This is a genomic window from Pedobacter paludis, assembly GCF_003173575.1.
GTDB classification, from domain to species: domain Bacteria; phylum Bacteroidota; class Bacteroidia; order Sphingobacteriales; family Sphingobacteriaceae; genus Pedobacter; species Pedobacter paludis.
The window spans coordinates 536,507-553,299 of the sequence record NZ_QGNY01000004.1 but is presented as its reverse complement, the minus strand read 5'-3'; the positions used below and the strand labels follow the sequence as shown (position 1 = coordinate 553,299).

Annotated in this window: 16 protein-coding genes; 9 read left to right on the top strand and 7 right to left on the bottom strand. The window is 36.2% G+C overall.

Annotation, left to right across the window (positions count from 1 at the left end):
- Positions 1 to 9: 9 nt before the first annotated feature.
- Positions 10 to 2,412: a GumC family protein gene (locus DF947_RS13875; RefSeq protein ID WP_109930629.1), complete on the bottom strand. Its 2,403-nt coding sequence runs from the start codon at positions 2,410 to 2,412 to the stop codon at positions 10 to 12.
- On the bottom strand, positions 2,412 to 3,209 hold the full coding sequence (locus DF947_RS13870) for a polysaccharide biosynthesis/export family protein (RefSeq protein WP_109930628.1): 798 nt from the start codon (positions 3,207 to 3,209) through the stop codon (positions 2,412 to 2,414). The genes DF947_RS13875 and DF947_RS13870 overlap by 1 nt, the downstream gene beginning before the upstream one ends.
- A gap of 736 nt (positions 3,210 to 3,945) precedes the next feature.
- Between DF947_RS13870 and DF947_RS13860 the strand changes: the two genes are divergently transcribed.
- The gene (locus DF947_RS13860; RefSeq protein ID WP_109930626.1) at positions 3,946 to 4,311 is read left to right on the top strand and encodes a hypothetical protein; all 366 of its coding nucleotides are present in this window, start codon (positions 3,946 to 3,948) and stop codon (positions 4,309 to 4,311) included.
- A 373-nt stretch (positions 4,312 to 4,684) separates the two neighbouring features.
- Positions 4,685 to 5,131 (top strand): hypothetical protein, encoded by a 447-nt coding sequence (locus tag DF947_RS13855; protein WP_146202920.1) that lies wholly within the window; start codon positions 4,685 to 4,687, stop codon positions 5,129 to 5,131.
- 13 nt (positions 5,132 to 5,144) lie between these two features.
- Here DF947_RS13855 and DF947_RS13850 read toward each other — a convergent pair whose 3' ends face one another.
- From DF947_RS13850 to DF947_RS13840, 3 genes are read right to left on the bottom strand one after another with little or no spacing between them, the layout of a single operon-like run.
- Positions 5,145 to 6,263: a DegT/DnrJ/EryC1/StrS family aminotransferase gene (locus DF947_RS13850; RefSeq protein WP_109930707.1), complete on the bottom strand. Its 1,119-nt coding sequence runs from the start codon at positions 6,261 to 6,263 to the stop codon at positions 5,145 to 5,147.
- Between the two features lie 8 nt (positions 6,264 to 6,271).
- Positions 6,272 to 7,024 (bottom strand): class I SAM-dependent DNA methyltransferase, encoded by a 753-nt coding sequence (locus DF947_RS13845; protein WP_109930624.1) that lies wholly within the window; start codon positions 7,022 to 7,024, stop codon positions 6,272 to 6,274.
- A 3-nt stretch (positions 7,025 to 7,027) separates the two neighbouring features.
- Positions 7,028 to 7,429, bottom strand: a complete 402-nt coding sequence (locus tag DF947_RS13840; protein WP_109930623.1) for a cupin domain-containing protein — start codon at positions 7,427 to 7,429, stop codon at positions 7,028 to 7,030.
- Between the two features lie 303 nt (positions 7,430 to 7,732).
- On the opposite strand from DF947_RS13840, the gene DF947_RS13835 reads away from it, so the two are divergent.
- The 3 genes from DF947_RS13835 (at position 7,733) to DF947_RS13825 (ending at position 10,077) form a co-directional block, all read left to right on the top strand.
- Complete coding sequence (locus DF947_RS13835; protein ID WP_146202919.1) at positions 7,733 to 8,179, top strand: hypothetical protein; 447 nt, start codon at positions 7,733 to 7,735, stop codon at positions 8,177 to 8,179.
- Between the two features lie 700 nt (positions 8,180 to 8,879).
- On the top strand, positions 8,880 to 9,362 hold the full coding sequence (locus DF947_RS13830) for a hypothetical protein (protein WP_109930621.1): 483 nt from the start codon (positions 8,880 to 8,882) through the stop codon (positions 9,360 to 9,362).
- Positions 9,331 to 10,077, top strand: a complete 747-nt coding sequence (locus DF947_RS13825; protein WP_109930620.1) for a glycosyltransferase family 2 protein — start codon at positions 9,331 to 9,333, stop codon at positions 10,075 to 10,077. The genes DF947_RS13830 and DF947_RS13825 overlap by 32 nt, the downstream gene beginning before the upstream one ends.
- 139 nt (positions 10,078 to 10,216) lie before the next feature.
- On the opposite strand, the gene DF947_RS13820 is transcribed toward DF947_RS13825, so the two are convergent.
- A complete protein-coding gene (locus tag DF947_RS13820) occupies positions 10,217 to 10,408 on the bottom strand; it encodes a hypothetical protein (protein WP_109930619.1) in 192 nt (63 codons plus the stop codon).
- Positions 10,409 to 11,540: 1,132 nt separating this feature from the next.
- Here DF947_RS13820 and DF947_RS13810 point away from each other — a divergent pair.
- The 4 genes from DF947_RS13810 (at position 11,541) to DF947_RS13795 (ending at position 15,516) form a co-directional block, all read left to right on the top strand.
- A complete protein-coding gene (locus tag DF947_RS13810; RefSeq protein WP_240615383.1) occupies positions 11,541 to 12,680 on the top strand; it encodes an MraY family glycosyltransferase in 1,140 nt (379 codons plus the stop codon).
- A gap of 124 nt (positions 12,681 to 12,804) precedes the next feature.
- Complete coding sequence (gene gap / locus DF947_RS13805; protein ID WP_109930617.1) at positions 12,805 to 13,797, top strand: type I glyceraldehyde-3-phosphate dehydrogenase; 993 nt, start codon at positions 12,805 to 12,807, stop codon at positions 13,795 to 13,797.
- 81 nt (positions 13,798 to 13,878) lie between these two features.
- On the top strand, positions 13,879 to 14,310 hold the full coding sequence (locus DF947_RS13800) for a GNAT family N-acetyltransferase (RefSeq protein WP_109930616.1): 432 nt from the start codon (positions 13,879 to 13,881) through the stop codon (positions 14,308 to 14,310).
- 12 nt (positions 14,311 to 14,322) lie between these two features.
- Entirely contained in the window at positions 14,323 to 15,516 is a 1,194-nt protein-coding gene (locus DF947_RS13795; protein ID WP_109930615.1) for a phosphoglycerate kinase, read from the top strand.
- Between the two features lie 191 nt (positions 15,517 to 15,707).
- Here DF947_RS13795 and DF947_RS13790 read toward each other — a convergent pair whose 3' ends face one another.
- Entirely contained in the window at positions 15,708 to 15,986 is a 279-nt protein-coding gene (locus tag DF947_RS13790; protein WP_146202918.1) for a hypothetical protein, read from the bottom strand.
- Positions 15,987 to 16,793: the final 807 nt, after the last annotated feature.

The window sequence follows — 16,793 nt, the reverse complement described above, 5'->3', positions numbered from 1 at the left end:
AACCTCTCATTATTTCTTCCAAAACTCCCACCATCTTTTCTCATGATCATAATACCCACTTCTACCATAACCCGTGTAGTTGGAATAATAGTAAGTGCCTGTATTGCCGTAAGCGTAATTGGTGGTATAAATATTAGAGTGCAACTTTTCGTTGCCAAAAGAATTTAGGATGATGGCAATGTTATTCAAACTATATTCTTTTGATAAACGATCTGGAATGCTGGCAGCTCTGTTTTTGGAAACACCTGATCGAAGAATAAACAGATTTACATCGGCCTGCCTAATAAGAGGGATAGAGTCCGAAACCAGCCCAACAGGTGCAGTATCTATAATGATATATTCATATGTAAGTCTTAGTTTAGCAATTAGTTCCTGAATCTGATCGCTGTGTAAAAGCTCTGAAGGGTTAGGCGGAACAGGTCCTGAGGTAATGTAATCAATATTATGTTTTTCATCCCGATTTATAATCTCATCCAAAGAACTTTGTTTAGAAAGATAGGTACTAAGGCCAATATTATTATTAAATCCAAATGCTTTATGCAATTTAGATTTTCTTAAATCGGCTGCAATTAGGATGACTTTTTTGTCAATAATCGAAAGTGTACCTGCTAGATTTAAGCTTACAAAAGATTTACCTTCTCCAGATATTTCAGAAGTCACGCAGATAACTTTTGTTGCTCGGTCGCTTGCCATAAAGCTCAAATTTGTCCTCACCGAGCGCACTGATTCTGCAAAAATAGATTTTGGCTTTTCAATCGAAAGTACACTTTGACTTTCGAAATCTACTTTTTTAGGGTATTTCAAAATCACGCCGATTATTGGTGTTGCAGTTATACCTTCAATAGTTTCAATATCGTATAAATAAGGATTTAATAATCGTGCTGCCAATATCAATCCCAAGCCAGCAAATAAGCCCATAAACATGTAGGAAGAATATATTTTGCGAGGAATAGGGGAAATGGGCGAGAAAGAAGGTTGTGCCTGGCCAATAATGGTTGCTCCAGAAATTACAGCTGCAGAGCTAATTTGAGCAGAAAGCTTGCGTTCAAAAAGCATTGAAAACATCCGTTGATTGATGTCGAAATTACTTTGCAATTTGGCAAAATCATTTTGTTTGGCCGGAATGGTTCCTAAGGATTGATTGGCATTGTTAATTTGTCCATTAATATAGGAAATAGTTTTCTGATTGCGCTCGTGTAATAGGCGAATATTTGTTACTATTGCTTGTTTAAGCTCGTTAATTTGACTTTCAATATCTTTTATGGGCTGTGCTTCAGCATTAAAGCTTTGCAATTTATTTTCTCTCGAAATAATTAATGAGTTGAACTGAGTAATTAAACCTGCCAGCAACGTACTGTTTGTTCCCTCAAGATTTAAGTTGAGTTGTATTTTATCTTTATTGTTTTTAACCTGATCTTCCAGCTGTTGTATGCCCAGTTCCTGCAATTGAAGTTGAGCAACTTGATCTTGTAATTGGGAAAGTTTCGAGCTATTAATTTGTTTGTCAGTTACAGGATCAATAATTCTATTTGAAGTTTGGAAGTTAGACAGTTTATTGCCAGATTTATTTACCTGAGCATCAAGAAAATCAATCTGGCTATTTAGGTAATCGATAGTTTGTTTGGCGGATCTTTTTTTAAGCTCGGCATCGTTTTTAACATACTGTTTAATAATTTCATTAAGTACATCAGCCGAAAAAGTGGGGTTGCTGTCCGTATGGGTAACTCCCATAATGTTCGTATTCTTCTCTTGTTCATAAACATTTAAGCCACCTGCAGCTCTACCATATAAATCTCTAATCCCATTAAATTTAAAACTGTATTTACCCACAGCAGGCACTGGAGATTTTAGAGCAAAAACCATATTGCCCATGTTAATGGGCTGATTATATTTATATTTTTCTTGAGTTTTAAATTGATTGTCGCTGGTCGAAATCTCAAAAGTATTGGCATCAATAGGGCTCACATTGTAGATGGCCCTACTGAAATTTACAGAATCCTGATATAAAATATCAATTTTGAATGGGGTTTTCGGATAAAGTTCTGATGTTCTAACGCGGCCCTCTAAATAGTAACTTATCTTATAATCAAGGTTTTTTAGAGCATTCAAGATTACATCTTCTGAACGCATTATAATTCCCTCTGTTTGTATCTGATTGGAAACAAATCCTCTATAATTCATTGGCGCATTGGGCAATGTATTCATTTGTTGATCGTTATTGTCCAGTTTTAGCGATGCAGAGGTAATATAAATTGGTGTTATTGTGCGCAAATAAAGCCATGCAATAATAAAACTTATGAGAACACAACCAGCAACCCAATACCACCTACTTAAAAAAATTCTTAGAATTTTCCAATAATTAATTGTTTGGCTAGCGAGCTTATTCTGTTCGATTTGATTGTTATAATCCATTAACGAGTTAAAGTAAAAATTAATACGGCTAAGTTTATAACGACTAAAAGCGGCTGTATAATATTATTGGCACTTTGTAGTTTTTCACTTATAGCTTGTCCCTTGGTTTGTTGCAAAACTACAATGTCATTATTTTGCATAATTAGTTTTTTGCTGGCTAGGCTGTTGATGTCATTCAGATTTACATAAATAATTTCCGGATGGTTTCTATCTCCCCGAATAATTTTTAATGTTTTAGGATCTGCTGTTTTCGTAATTCCGCCCGCCTCACCAATAATATCTATCAATGTGGTGTTATCTCGTTCCAACAAGAAATTCCCTTGTTTGCCAAATTCGCCCAAAAGCGTAACTTTTAAATTGATAACAGTTAACTCAATAATGGGGTCTTTTAGTAATTTTTGCTTGTAGATATCCTGAATTTTTAATGCAGCTTCTCGTCTGGTTAAGCCCACAACCTCTACTTTGCCAATGGCTGGTAAAGTAACAAAACCATCTGTTTCAACCTGAAAAGATAAAACCGAAGCGTTCGTTCCGCCAGTTGCGCTTCCGGCAGTATTGTTATTATTGGCGCCGAACTCAAAATTCTGAACATTGCGAATGGCCAACTGATCGTTTATTTTTATTTTATAATAAGCATCACTAATCCCTTGATCATTCACCACATAAACTTGTTTAATGGTATCGGTTACAATGTCGGTAGGAGAATTAAATAAGGTATGCTGTTTTCGTACAGCACACGAAGTGAGTAGGCAAAAGCTGATCAAATAAAGAAATAGGAATCGCAAATGTATGGTCATGGAGATGACGGTCTAGTTTAATTACGTAAAGTACAAAAATACCTTTTAAAATATCTAAAAAAGAAAAAATAGAAAGCTTTAAAATTAAATTCAAGATTAGAATTCGTACATAATGTTGATATAAGTCAATGATTATAAAGAAATAAGCATAAAATTAACAGTAGAATATTTTACTTTTGTTTTAATCACCTCCTTGTTGTTTTAGCACATTTCCATGATTAAAAGGGCAACTTTTAATTGATGGGAAAATTCAAAATCTTATTTCTATTTGGATTATTTTGCTTCATATTAGAAAATTCCTATGCACAAACGGGTTGTATAGGTGATATTACTGGGAACTTATATGTAACTAACACAGGTGGTACGACTTACAATCTCTTCGGAACGAGTTATGCAAATCCAGAATCTTTATATTGCATAATTCCGAAGGGAGGTACATGTTCTATTTCTGGCTTTGGGGGTACACTAGTAACTTATGGACTTCCGGCAGGTTGTTCTTTAGACGAATACATTTTACCCTTTGCTATGGGGCTCTCTGCTTTAACCTTTTACTATATTCGTAGGCGAAAAATTCAAGGTTATTAAAGTTTGTTTTTATTGTGTATAAGGACATTGAGAAAGATGCTCAAGGCTTTTAGGAAAGACCGTTTTGCTTGATTAATTTGTTGACTTGGTTCTTTGTTTGATTCTCGTTATATTTGTAACTCTAGAATCACCCTAAATTCCTAACTTTGATATGAAAAAAATAATTTTAGGTATTATTTATATAGTATTCTTCTCTTCCATCAATACAGCTAAAGCTGATCCGGGTTGCTCTACTTCAACTGGAGTTTTTTTTATGACTGCTGGAGTATATGACTGCACCTATTTTGTAACATATTGCCCATCTGGATCACCAACAAATAGGTTTGTCAAGATAAATTCTACAACGTCTACACCTTGTACCGCTTGTTCGGGGACATATTCTGGTGTTGTTGTTGATGCAAATTTGTTTTTTTGTCCTCTAGATGATTATTCATGGGGTTTAGTTTCGGTTCTTGGTTTAGTTGGTTTTTATTATTCTAAAAAAAAATCCGTTTTAAAGATGGAGCTTGCTAACTAAATGGCGATTATTTCTTCTAATCTGGTCATCCCACAAATGTTGTCTTTTTAATTTATATGAATGCCTTCAGCTTTTTTTGATCATTCTAGATAAAATTCTGAAGGTTTGATTCTTCATGTATAAATATTTCATTTGAATAATATCACAGCAATTTCATGGCTGTTATTTAGTAATACTTAATTTTGCTGAAGCTTCAGTATATACTGCAAATTGTTTACTAATTCTTTTCCTAAAATTTAAAACCAAAAGTCTAATTAATTCGTAAGTAAGAATTTTATTTTCAATATTTGTAAAATTGTAGTCTTAAACCTACTTTTTTGTTGTCTATTTTCTTTTTATGAAGTTTGCAAAATGTCTGTTGCTGCTATTAGCTGTGACCGAAATTTCTTATGGCGCTGGTAATCCCGGCGCAAACCAAGGCTGTGTATTTTATCCCACAGTATACTTAACCTATACTAATGATGGTTTAAGTCCTGAATACAATGATGGTGTCCAGTACCCTTTTTATTCTATTTCTAATCCTAAAACCATTAATAATAATAACGGAAGTAACAGTTATACTTGCGGGGAAATTAATACTGGATTTTCAAGTACGGGACATGCTGATGATATTGATTTGGGTTCCTCCGCTGGCCTATGTTATGTAACAGGTCGATCAGGGCATGGAGATTTGAGAACTTATTCAATCCCAGTCTGTAATGCGCCAATAGATGATTATATTTTTATCTTAGGTTCTTTTTTTTCAATGATAATGGCATATATTCTCAGATCAAAGTATCGCTCGTTCATAAACTCGCATCTAATCTTCGTGTCTACGTAAGACTAAGCCATATCTAATTTTTATAATTTTTTATCACAGAAACAACTCTTTCCAAATCTTCTTCTTCGGTTCCCAATCCGGAAGGTAGATAAAAGCCATTTCTCGCCAGCTTTTCAGCATTTGGATAAGATTCATTTTGGAATAAGCCCATTTCCTTAAAAACAGGCTGTTCATGCATACACCAGAAAAATGGTCTTGTTGCAATTTTATTTTGATTCAAAAAAGCCACTAAATTTTCTTTTTCCTCCTCTGATGAAGCTACCAGCCCAAAAACCCAATAAATATTCTCGGCGAAATCGCTAGATTCTTCTGGGAGTAAGAATCCAAAATCTTTTAAAAAGCTTAACTCCCTTTGATAAAAGCTGCCCAACTTTCTTTTTTTATCAATAAAGTAATCTATTTGCTCAAGCTGAGCAAGACCCAACGCAGCCTGTAAATTGGTCATGCGGTAATTCCAGCCCAGTTCGTAATGAACAAATCTTGGTCCATACGGTTCAAAACAAAGATTCCTTAATTTTTGGCATCGATCTGCAAGATGTTGATCATTAGTCAAAATCATTCCACCTTCTCCCGTGGTTATGTGTTTATTGGGATAAAAACTAAAAATAGACACATCACCAAAAGATCCGCATTTTTGACCATTATAGGTTTGTCCATGAACTTCGGCTGCATCCTCAATTATTTTTAACTTATATCTTTTTGCAAGTGTTAAAATGGAGGACATATCCACAGGTAAGCCATAAATATGTACAACAAGAATAGCTTTTGTTCTTTCTGTAATTTTGCTTTCGATTTCAACTACATTCATGTTCCAGTTTGTTAAGCTACAATCAACTAAAACTGGTGTTGCACCTGCTGTAACAATGGATTGTGCGGGTGAGATAATCGTAAATGTGGGCATAATCACTTCATCTCCCATACATATGCCTAATGCCTTTATTGCTATATCCAGCGCTGCGGAACCATTACTTACAGCTATTCCATGTTTTTGACCAATGTATGATGAAAATTTTGCTTCAAATTCTTTAATAAAAGGCCCTTCACTGCTAATCCAGCCTGTTGTGATACATTCAGTTAAATATTTAAGTTCATTGCCATTTAACAAAGGTGTATTTACAGGTATAAATTTCATAAGGTTGATTATTTTTTTTGGAGAACCATACAGATGCCCCAAGTATCAGCGCCAGGGATTTTTTTGGTTAAAAATTCATGAGTTGTAACCAATTCAAAGCCATAAACCTTCGCTAACAACAGCAGCTCAGGGATACTAAAATGACGCATTTTGTGGGTTTCATATAGATGGCTGATTTTTTGTTCAAGTTTATTTAATACCTCAATTTTATAAGCGACGTCGATGATGTTTGTATTCCAGTGAATTGTTGGTTCGGCATTTCTAATCACTTTAATTAAGTCATTTTCAATGGTTTTTGTTCTTTTTTCGGGTAATTGGGTTAAAACCGCCGGGCTGTACCACACATCAAATATAAATAAACCATCTTTTTTTAAGCGCTTGCATACATTTGTAAAAGCTTTTTCGAGGTCTTCGTTCGTAGTTAAATAACTGATTACATGAAAAAGAGCTAAGGCAACATCAAAGTCTTTTGTGTTATTATACGATTCTATTGAGGATTGAACAAATGAAAGACTGGTATTTGTTTTTGGTGTTGCAATTTTAATCATTTCGGCACTTGGCTCTACTCCAACAACATTAAATCCTTTTAAGGAAAATAATTCAGCATGCTTGCCGGTGCCAGAACCAAACTCAATAATATCAATCGCGTTTTTATGATATTTTGTAATCAATTCTATAACATAATCTGCTTCCCTATTATAGTCTTTATCCTTATATATCAAATCATAATAAGAACTGTAGACATTAAAAACTTCTTGCATTTGTTAGGGTTTAAATCTTACTTTGTCTTCTTCTCCAACATAAGGGCCTTGTTTTATTTCGATCATTTCTGAATCTTCGAGCATTTCAAAACCATGGCCTCCACTTGCAAGAAGGATGACATCGCCAGTTACCACAATTCTATGCTCTAAAAAAAGCTGGCTTTCATCGTAAAAATTTACAAGAACACTTCCACTTTTTATATAAAGTACTTCCTGGGTTAAAACTACTTTTCTTTCTACAAGTTTATGGATATGAGGCTCAATTACATAACCCTTTTTTCTATTCATATAACCCAATTGCTGAGAAAAATCATTGGGCGTAAAAAAGCTTATTCCATCTTTTTGATAATTTGCCCTAATGATTATGGCCAATAAATTGCCCTGATGTTCTATTTTTTCAATCATTAAGTTGTATATTAAAAACTGTATTCATCATTATCGTCATTTAGGAAGCTTTTCGCAATATATTCCCGACTGATATATGGTAAAAGTATATATTTCTATTTAAAGAACCTCGTAATCTTATCGTATCCACAAAGAATGCATTTGGGCTACAAGAAACTCAAATATCAAATTTTAAATGACTTGAGTAAGTGGTCGTTCATTTATAAAATCTATTTGATCAATATTTGACATACCAAACTGAACAAAAAGAACGATCAATCGGATGTACTGCTGCCTTAATTTTGTGAGAAGCAGTTGCCAATCATGAAATTTTTATGTTCATTCTTATTTATAGTTTTTGCTTATATCAGCCATTGCCAAGCTGATGCAGGATGTATGGTGAGTTCGAACATTTATTCTAACCCCGCAACTATTGGCTTAGGGGTAAATCTATTCAGCGATTTAAAACTATATGCCATTCCTGGTCAACCTACCAGTTGCTTCACTGGCACCATATCTACTTCTACGGCTTGCTTTGTGTGCGATCAGGGTGGGGAAGTGAGTAGCGCTGTAAGTGTAGGAAGCCTTGTTTATTTAATTACCTGCAATAAAAAAACCAATATTGCTGGTTTGGGTCCGTATTATTCAGGCGTTCAGGGAACATATTATAGCGATTTTGAGCTTCAATGCCCACTAGATGATTACACCTGGGCAATTGCTTTAGCCTCTGGAACGTTCGCCCTTATCTTAATTCGAAGAAGAATAAACTAGCGAATTTCTGTATTTTAACCCAGTCATATTCACCCTTCCTTCGCCATATCCCCGTGGTTCAAGCATAGATGCGTCGTAGATGAAGCGTAGTTAAGGCATGTTTGAGTGACTATATTTGCATGGTCTATTTTCTAGAGGGCACTATACAAGCAAGCTACGAACGTGAACAGGAAAATAGCGAGCCGGAAAATATATTAATAGCTTGTTGTCAATTAATTGCATTAATGAGCTCGCTAAAAGCTCGGTTTGGTCCTTTAGTTTGTCCAAAAAGACTAAGCCTCCGGCAATGAGAAATCCATATCCCATTTCAAAATAAATCTTGAACACTTAGCTTGTCCAAACCACTACACTTCGTTCTGCTATTAAACCGGCATGGTCTATTTTTTGAGGTGGCACTACACTGGCCAAGCTACTGACTTGAACAGGAAAATAGCGAACCGGACAGGCTTAGTCCTTTTGTTTGTCCAAATGGACTAAGCCTGTCCGGCTATGAGGACTGCAATAATCCTTTTAAAAAAAAGATGCTTGTTATGTTATATCGTTTTCATCCCTTTAAATGTACCGATAGAGCTTGATTCAGTTCTTTAAAAAGAATTAGATCTCTGGACTGTTATTTTAAAAATTTGGTTTGTAAAATCTGAACATATTAAATTATTTAAGTATTTCTACTATATTTAGCGTATGATTAATTCTATGGCTTATGCAAAAGTTAAAATTAATCATCCCAAAAACACTATCCCATTTCTCCCTAAAATCACTAATAATCGTTTCCTTAACCATACTTGCGTCTAAAATATGTCGGGCAGACAAGTATGGATGCTGGATTCCAGGTACAAATAACATTTGGCATACAAATGATCCCGCTCATCCAGGACCCATTAACTTTTTAAACGACGGAGTTACAGGAGCATTAAACGGGGTAGATGATGGCTATTACGATTTGGATGGCCGTTGTGGAGCCACTACGGATGTTTGTTACGTATATTGGCAAGCAAGTACACCCTGGCATCCAGCGGGTGATTTGAGAGGGGTTGGTTACCTTAACGATTACAGTTATACAGCTTGCCCAATTGATGATTATATGCCACTATTATTTATATTTACGGCAGGCTTTTCTTTCTTTAAAATGAGAAGGCGAAGCGTTCACTTAAATGAAAATAACCTTAATCACAGTTGTATATAATGGAGAGGCGTTTTTAAAAGACTGCATCGAATCTGTCGTTGCCCAAACGCATCAGGATCTGGAATATATCGTTGTGGATGGAAAATCAACAGATAAAACATTAAGTATTATTGAAGGATATAAGGATAACATCCATAAGTTTAGGTCAGAAATGGATGATGGGCTTTACGATGCGATCAATAAGGGAATAAAATTAGCAACTGGAGAGGTTGTTGGGATTTTAAACGCAGACGATATGTTTGCTTCTGATGCTGTTTTAAATAAAGTTGCAGAAGCTTTTATTCAAAATCCTGATCTCGATGCAGTTTACGGCGATTTAAATTACATTCACCCACTTACCCAAAAAATTACCCGCCAATGGAAATCTAAACAAACAACTTGGGCTGATATTAGAAAAGGCTGGATGCCTGCTCACCCAACTTTGTACCTAAAGAGAGACTTGTTTGAAAAACTGGGAGATTATGCTTTGGATTTGGGCACCACTGCTGATTATGACTTGATTTTGAGGTATTTCCATAAGCATAAAATTAAAGCTCAGTATCTGCCAGAATTAATGGTGAATATGAGAATGGGTGGAGTAAGCAATCAGTCATTTAATAGCAGATATCTAGCCTTTATAAATGACTATAAAGCATTAAAAAGAAATGAAATTCCAAATCCAATTCTCACAATTTTAAGAAAAAAGCTCAGTAAGCTTGTTCAATTTATAAGTTAATAGGATATGATGGTCGATGGGAATAATGTGATTAAAACAAAATTTAAAATTAACATTGTTTATATACTGCCTCACAATAACGGAATGGTCTTTGAAAAGAAACACCCCGCCCTACGGGCACCCCTGTGAAAGAGGGGAATTATAAAGCGCCTAGGTTTTTCTGCATCATGCTACCTTCACCCTTCAGGGGGAAGGTGCCCACAGGGCGGATGGGGGTTTCTGCGCCCTGCTCTCCGGCCTCTGGCATGATGGAAGGAGAAAACGTTAAAGCTTTTGCAGAAATATTCATCCCACCATTATCCAAGGCAACGCGTCCTGCCCGATTCTTCATCGGGTACTTGTGTTGCCGCTCTTTAAGCTTTAACGAATTTATCCGACATCAGGCCAAGGCCTTGATTTTTGGTTACCTTTTCATCAAGGAAAAGGTAAGAGCCAATCGGTGGCGATGAGCCGAGAAAAGAAATATGAAATAAGTGAAACAATGAAATCCATTTGCTTCAGCTTTTTTATACACCCGTCTCGCAATAACGGAATGGTCTTTAAAGAGAAACACCCTGCCCTATGGGCACCCCATCTGAAAGAGGGGAATTATAAAGCGCTTAGGTTTTTCTGCATCATGCGACCTTCACCCTTGAGGGGGAAGGTGCCCACAGGGCGGATGGGGGTTTTCTGCACCCTGCTCTCCGGCCTCTGGCATGATGAAAGGAGAAAACGTTAAAGCTTTTGCAGAAATATTCATCCCACCATTATCCAAGGCAACGCGTCCTGCCCGATTCTTCATCGGGTACTTGTGTTGCCGCTCTTTAAGCTTTAACGAATTTATCCGACATCAGGCCAAAGCCTTGATCTTTTGTTTCTTTTCTATCAAGAGAAAAGAAAGAGCCCCCGGCGGCGATGAGCCGAGAAAAGAAACATCAGTGAAACAATGAAAGCCATTTGCTTCAGCTTTTTTATACACCCGTCTCACAATAACGGAATGGTCTACTTAAAAAGAAACACCCCACCCTACGGGCACCCCTCTGAAAGAGGGGAATTATAAAGCGCCTAGGTTTTTCTGCATCATGCAACCTTCACCCTTCAGGGGGAAGGTGCCCCACAGGGCGGATGGGGGTTTCACCCTGCTCTCCGGCCTCTGGCATGATGAAAGGAGAAAACGTTAAAGCTTTTGCAGAAATATTCATCCCACCATTATCCAAGGCAACGCGCCCTGCCCGATTCTTCATCGGGTACTTGTGTTGCCGCTCTTTAAGCTTTAACGAATTTATCCGACATCAGGCCAAAGCCTTGATTTTTGGTTACCTTTTCATTAAGGAAAAGGTAAGAGCCCTTCGGCGGAAACGAGCCCTATACAACACCCACATCCATCGCTTAAAAATTTTTTGATTTAAGTCAAGCTGTATTACGTTGCATAACCAAGTTTTTACGCCTTAAAGTTTTATATTTGTTAGCAAACATTTTTAGTGTTGCTTAAAGATATCCTAAATACAAACCCAGAACTTTTTTATGGGGCCATATTTTTACTGGCCTTTGCTATGGTTATGTTTAGCATCCCTTCGGTAATTTACACCTCTTTAAGGTACAATCTATTCGATAAGAACGATCTACATCGCAAAAACCACAAAAGGAATATTTCCCGTTTGGGTGGCTTGGCAATTGTCGGGAGTTTCACCATCAGCATTCTTCTTTTTTCAACTTTAACCAATTATAAAGAGGCAAATTTCTTAATTGCATCCTGTATTCTCTTAACCGCACTGGGTTTAAAAGATGATGTTTACGGCACCAACACCAGTACTAAATTTAGTCTCCAACTTACAGTTGCATCCATCTTGGTGTTTTTTGGAGGGTTTAGATTAACAAGTTTATACGGTGTACTAACTATAGGTGAGATGAATCTGGTTTGGGGCGGCATATTTTCTCTAATTCTAATCATTTTCTTAAACAATGCATTTAATTTAATTGATGGTATTGATGGTTTGGCAGGCGTAATCGGGATTATTTCTACACTCACTTTTGGCATTTTATTCTGTATCATGCACCAATTGCCCTATGCATTTATTGCCTTTGCACTGGCAGGCGCAATTGGTGGTTTTCTAAAATATAATTGGTATCCAGCTAAAATCTTTATGGGTGATACCGGGGCACTCATAATTGGATTGGTTTCTGCGGCGCTAGCCATTAAATTTATCGAGCTTAATAAATTTACAGGAACAAATTATCCCGCATTTTTCTCTGCCCCGGCAATTGCGGTTTCCATTTTAATTGTTCCCATATTCGATTCGCTTAGGGTTTTTTGTATCCGAATTTTCAACAGGAAATCACCATTTAAAGGAGATCGAAATCACATTCATCACCGTTTGGAAAGACTGGGAATGAAACCCAATAAAATTGTCTGGTTAACGGCCAGCTTAAATGTAGTAACAATTGGGAGCACAATTGCGCTCCAAACATTGGGCAATTTTTTACTTATTTTTCTGCTTATCGGAGTATGTGCCTTGTTTAGCATCATCATCACTTTTCAGCTGTCGAAGAAAGAACCAAATAAAAAAAGCTCATCACTAAAGCCAGATTATAATTCCGGTAAATCATCAGTAATTGCAAGGTAACTATCAGTATTTCAGTAGTTAATATATGGCTCAAAATCTATTTACATTCAGTTGGAATTTAACCATTCTGCCCATAATTCAAATATGAAAATAAACACTAATTTTGCGCTCTAATTTATATAAAATGAGGCTTGCAATTAATGGTTTTGGTCGGATTGGTAGAACATTTTTGCGTTTGGCATTGGCCGAAGGTTTTGATGTAGTTGCAATTAACGATCTTGCTGATGCCAAAACCATGGCACATTTATTTAAATATGATACGGTTCATGGTGTTTATCCAGATCAAGTGTCTGCAATGCCAGATTCACTTGTCATTGGTCAGCTTTCCATTCCTGTTTTTTCTATAAAAGAGGCTGATGAATTGCCTTGGTCTGCATTGAGAGTAGATTTGGTAGTAGATTGTACGGGTAAAAATTTAAGTGTAGAAGCTGCAGAAAAACATTTAACGTCGGGTGCAAGCCAGGTGCTTATATCTGCACCGGCTGCAGATGATATCCCAATGGTGGTATTGGGCGTAAATGATGCAAACATTGATTTGACAAGCCCTATAATCTCGAATGCAAGTTGCACCACGAACAACATCGCACCGATGATCAAAATTTTAAACGACAATTGGGGCGTAGAAGAAGGATATATTACAACAATCCATTCGATGACTGGCGATCAAAATCTTCATGATAGTAACCATAAAGATTTACGCAGAGCGAGAGCGGCATCGTCATCAATTATTCCAACAACTACAGGTGCAGCCAAAGCCATTACGCATATCTTTCCCGAATTGGAAGGCAGGTTGGGCGGCGCTGGAATAAGAGTGCCGGTTTTAAACGGTTCGCTTACTGATTTTACTTGTCTGTTAAAAAATAAAACAACCATCGAACAAATTAATCTCGCCTTTAAATACGCATCAGAAAATTCCTTAAAAAATATTCTGGAGTATACCGAAGATCCAATTGTTTCAGTTGATATCATTGATAATCCACATTCTTGTATCTTTGATGCGCAGCTTACCTCAATTGTGGGCGATTTGGTAAAGGTGGTTGGCTGGTACGATAATGAATATGGTTACAGCAGCCGTTTAATGGATGTAGTAAAGAAAATTGAGGCGTTAAAAGGATAAAGAAAAGGCATTTGAGTTGAATTAAGATAGGTTTAAAAACAATATTCAATCATTCGCTCGTTCAAAATTCAATAATTAAATATGGTCAAATTTATTCTTCCAAAAGATGTTCTACCCTTGAGAAGTTTGGTTTTACGAAACGGTAAGGCCTTTGATCAATGTGTTTTTGATGGCGATTTGGCTTATGATACTTTTCATCTGGGTTTTCTTTATGATGGTGAAATTAAATCCATAGCAACTTTTATGCGAAACGACTTTTTTCCGGAAGAAGGAGAGGGTTATCAATTAAGAGGAATGGCAACACACCCCGATGAAGGAGGCAAAGGTTATGGGGCAGCATTGGTTAACTTCGCCATAGAATATTTAAAAGAATACAATACAGATTATTTGTGGTGCAATGCTCGGTCAACGGCCGCATCTTTCTATAAAAAACTAGGTTTTACAACCGAATCTCCAGAATTCGATATCCCGGGTATTGGCTTCCATTACGAAATGAAATTAAACTTAAAATAATAAAAATTAAACATGAAAACGATCGACCAGTTTAACTTTAAAGATAAAAAAGCATTAATCAGAGTAGATTTTAATGTGCCGTTTGACGCTGATTTTAAAATTACCGATGATAAGAGAATGCGTGCTGCCTTACCTACAATCGAAAAAATATTAAATGATGGTGGTTCAGTTATTTTAATGTCGCATTTAGGCCGTCCAAAAGATGGTCCAACGGATAAATATTCTCTAAAGCATATTCTTGGCGATCTTTCTCGCATGTTGGATTTAGAAGTGAAATTTGCAGACGACTGCATTGGAGAAAGCGCAGTAAATCAAGCTAAAAATTTATACCCTGGTGAGGTTTTATTGCTAGAAAATCTTCGTTTTTATAAAGAAGAAGAAAAAGGCGATGTTGCCTTTGCCGAGAAATTATCAAAACTTGGTGATGTATATGTAAACGATGCATTCGGTACAGCTCACCGTGCACATGCTTCAACTTCAATTATTGCACAGTTCTTTCCAGATGCAAAATTTTCTGGTTATTTAATGGCTGGCGAAGTTGCAAATGCAGAAAAGATATTAAACCATCCAGAAAGACCTTTTACGGCAATTATGGGCGGAGCTAAAGTATCAGATAAAATTCTCTTGATCGAGAAATTATTGGATAAGGTAGACAACTTAATTATCGGCGGTGGTATGGCTTATACTTTTGCTAAAGCACAAGGTGGCGAAATCGGAACTTCTTTGTTAGAGGCAGATAAACAAGAGCTTTCCTTAGAATTAATCGAAAAAGCTAAAGCTAAAGGTGTTCAGTTAATTTTGCCTGTTGATACCGTTATTGCAGATAAATTTGCAAACGATGCGGATAAAAAAGATGTAGATTCTGGTCAGATTCCAGCAGATTGGATGGGATTGGATATCGGCCCGAAATCAGTTGCTTTATTTCAAGACGTAATTAAAAATTCTAAAACTTTATTGTGGAACGGACCAATGGGTGTTTTTGAAATGGAAAACTTCGAAGTAGGTACCAAAGCAGTAGCAGTAGCAGTGGTTGCTGCAACAAAAGAAAATGGTGCTTTCTCATTAATCGGTGGTGGCGATTCTGCTGCGGCCATTGCAAAATTTGGTTTCGAAGATGAGGTAAGTTATATCTCAACCGGAGGCGGTGCATTGCTAGAATATATGGAAGGTAAAGAGTTACCAGGTGTTAAAGCCCTTAACGACTAAATTAGAAAAGGTCATCGGATGAATTTAGGCAGATGATAGTATTCATCCGATGACTTTTTAAATCTATTTCGTTTAGTCATCGGATGAATTTGGGCAGATGCTAGTATTCATCCGATGACTATCTGTTTAAAGAAATTGGTTAGTCATCAGATGAGTTTTGGCTAGTGCTAAGTACTCATCCGATGACTTTTTTATAATCTATCTTTTGATACCATAGCCTTACTTTCTTCAATAAATTCATCTTCTTTTATTCCTGTAAAGTCAAAAAATAATTTTCGATTGCACAGTGATCCATTTCTTAATCCTGCCAAATCAAGATATGATGAAAATTTCCATTGCGCCAAGTCGGTTGCTAAATTAGCCCTCAAAGGATTTTGATGTATGTAGTGAGCACAGATTGAAGCATAACTTATGGTGTTGTTATTGTTTTTGTCAATCAACTCTTTCGCTTTAGTTTGTTGTTGAAACAAAGACCCTGTTCTCGCTTGTTGATTGTTTATTGCTCGTGTATAAGATCTTAGTAGAACTCCTAATTCCTTTGTTCAGTAAATTTAAATCATTATTATGCTCATTTGTAACAATCATTAAATGAAAGTGGTTCGGCATTAAACAATAACACAATAAGTTACAGAATGGAAGCAGTTCTTTTTTGAGCTTTCTTAAAAAGAATAAGTAATTGTCGTTATTAAAGAAAATTTGCTGGCTGTTATTGCCACGGTTGTAAATATGATAAACAGTGCCTCCATTAAAATTCATAATAATATTTTTTGCGTTGAGTTTGATGTATGGGTTTTTTTAGATTAAATTAAGTAAATAAATTCATTTATAGCCATCGGATGAATATCGGCATCCTGTCTAAATTCATCCGATGGTTGTTAGGTGTAAAAATTTCAGTTACACTGCCATCGGATGAATATCGGCAACTTGTATATATTCATCCGATGGCTATTATACATAAAAGAAAATTTCGGTTACAGCCATCGGATGAATATCGGCATCCTGTATGTATTCATCCGATGGCTATTATACGTAAAAGAAAATTTCGGTTACAGCCATCAGATGAATATATGCATCTCGTATATATTCATCCGATGGCTGTTATGCGTAAAAGAAAATTTCGGTTATATTCATCTGATGACTATTAAGAAGGGTTTTTTTTATGGTCAGATTTTACAATATGGGCGAACGTGACACTTCATCATATTTTTCATGTAAACCCCTTAATTATCAGTAAATAAGCGGTTTTTTAATTTTCTATTTGGTTTATTTTGTGTATC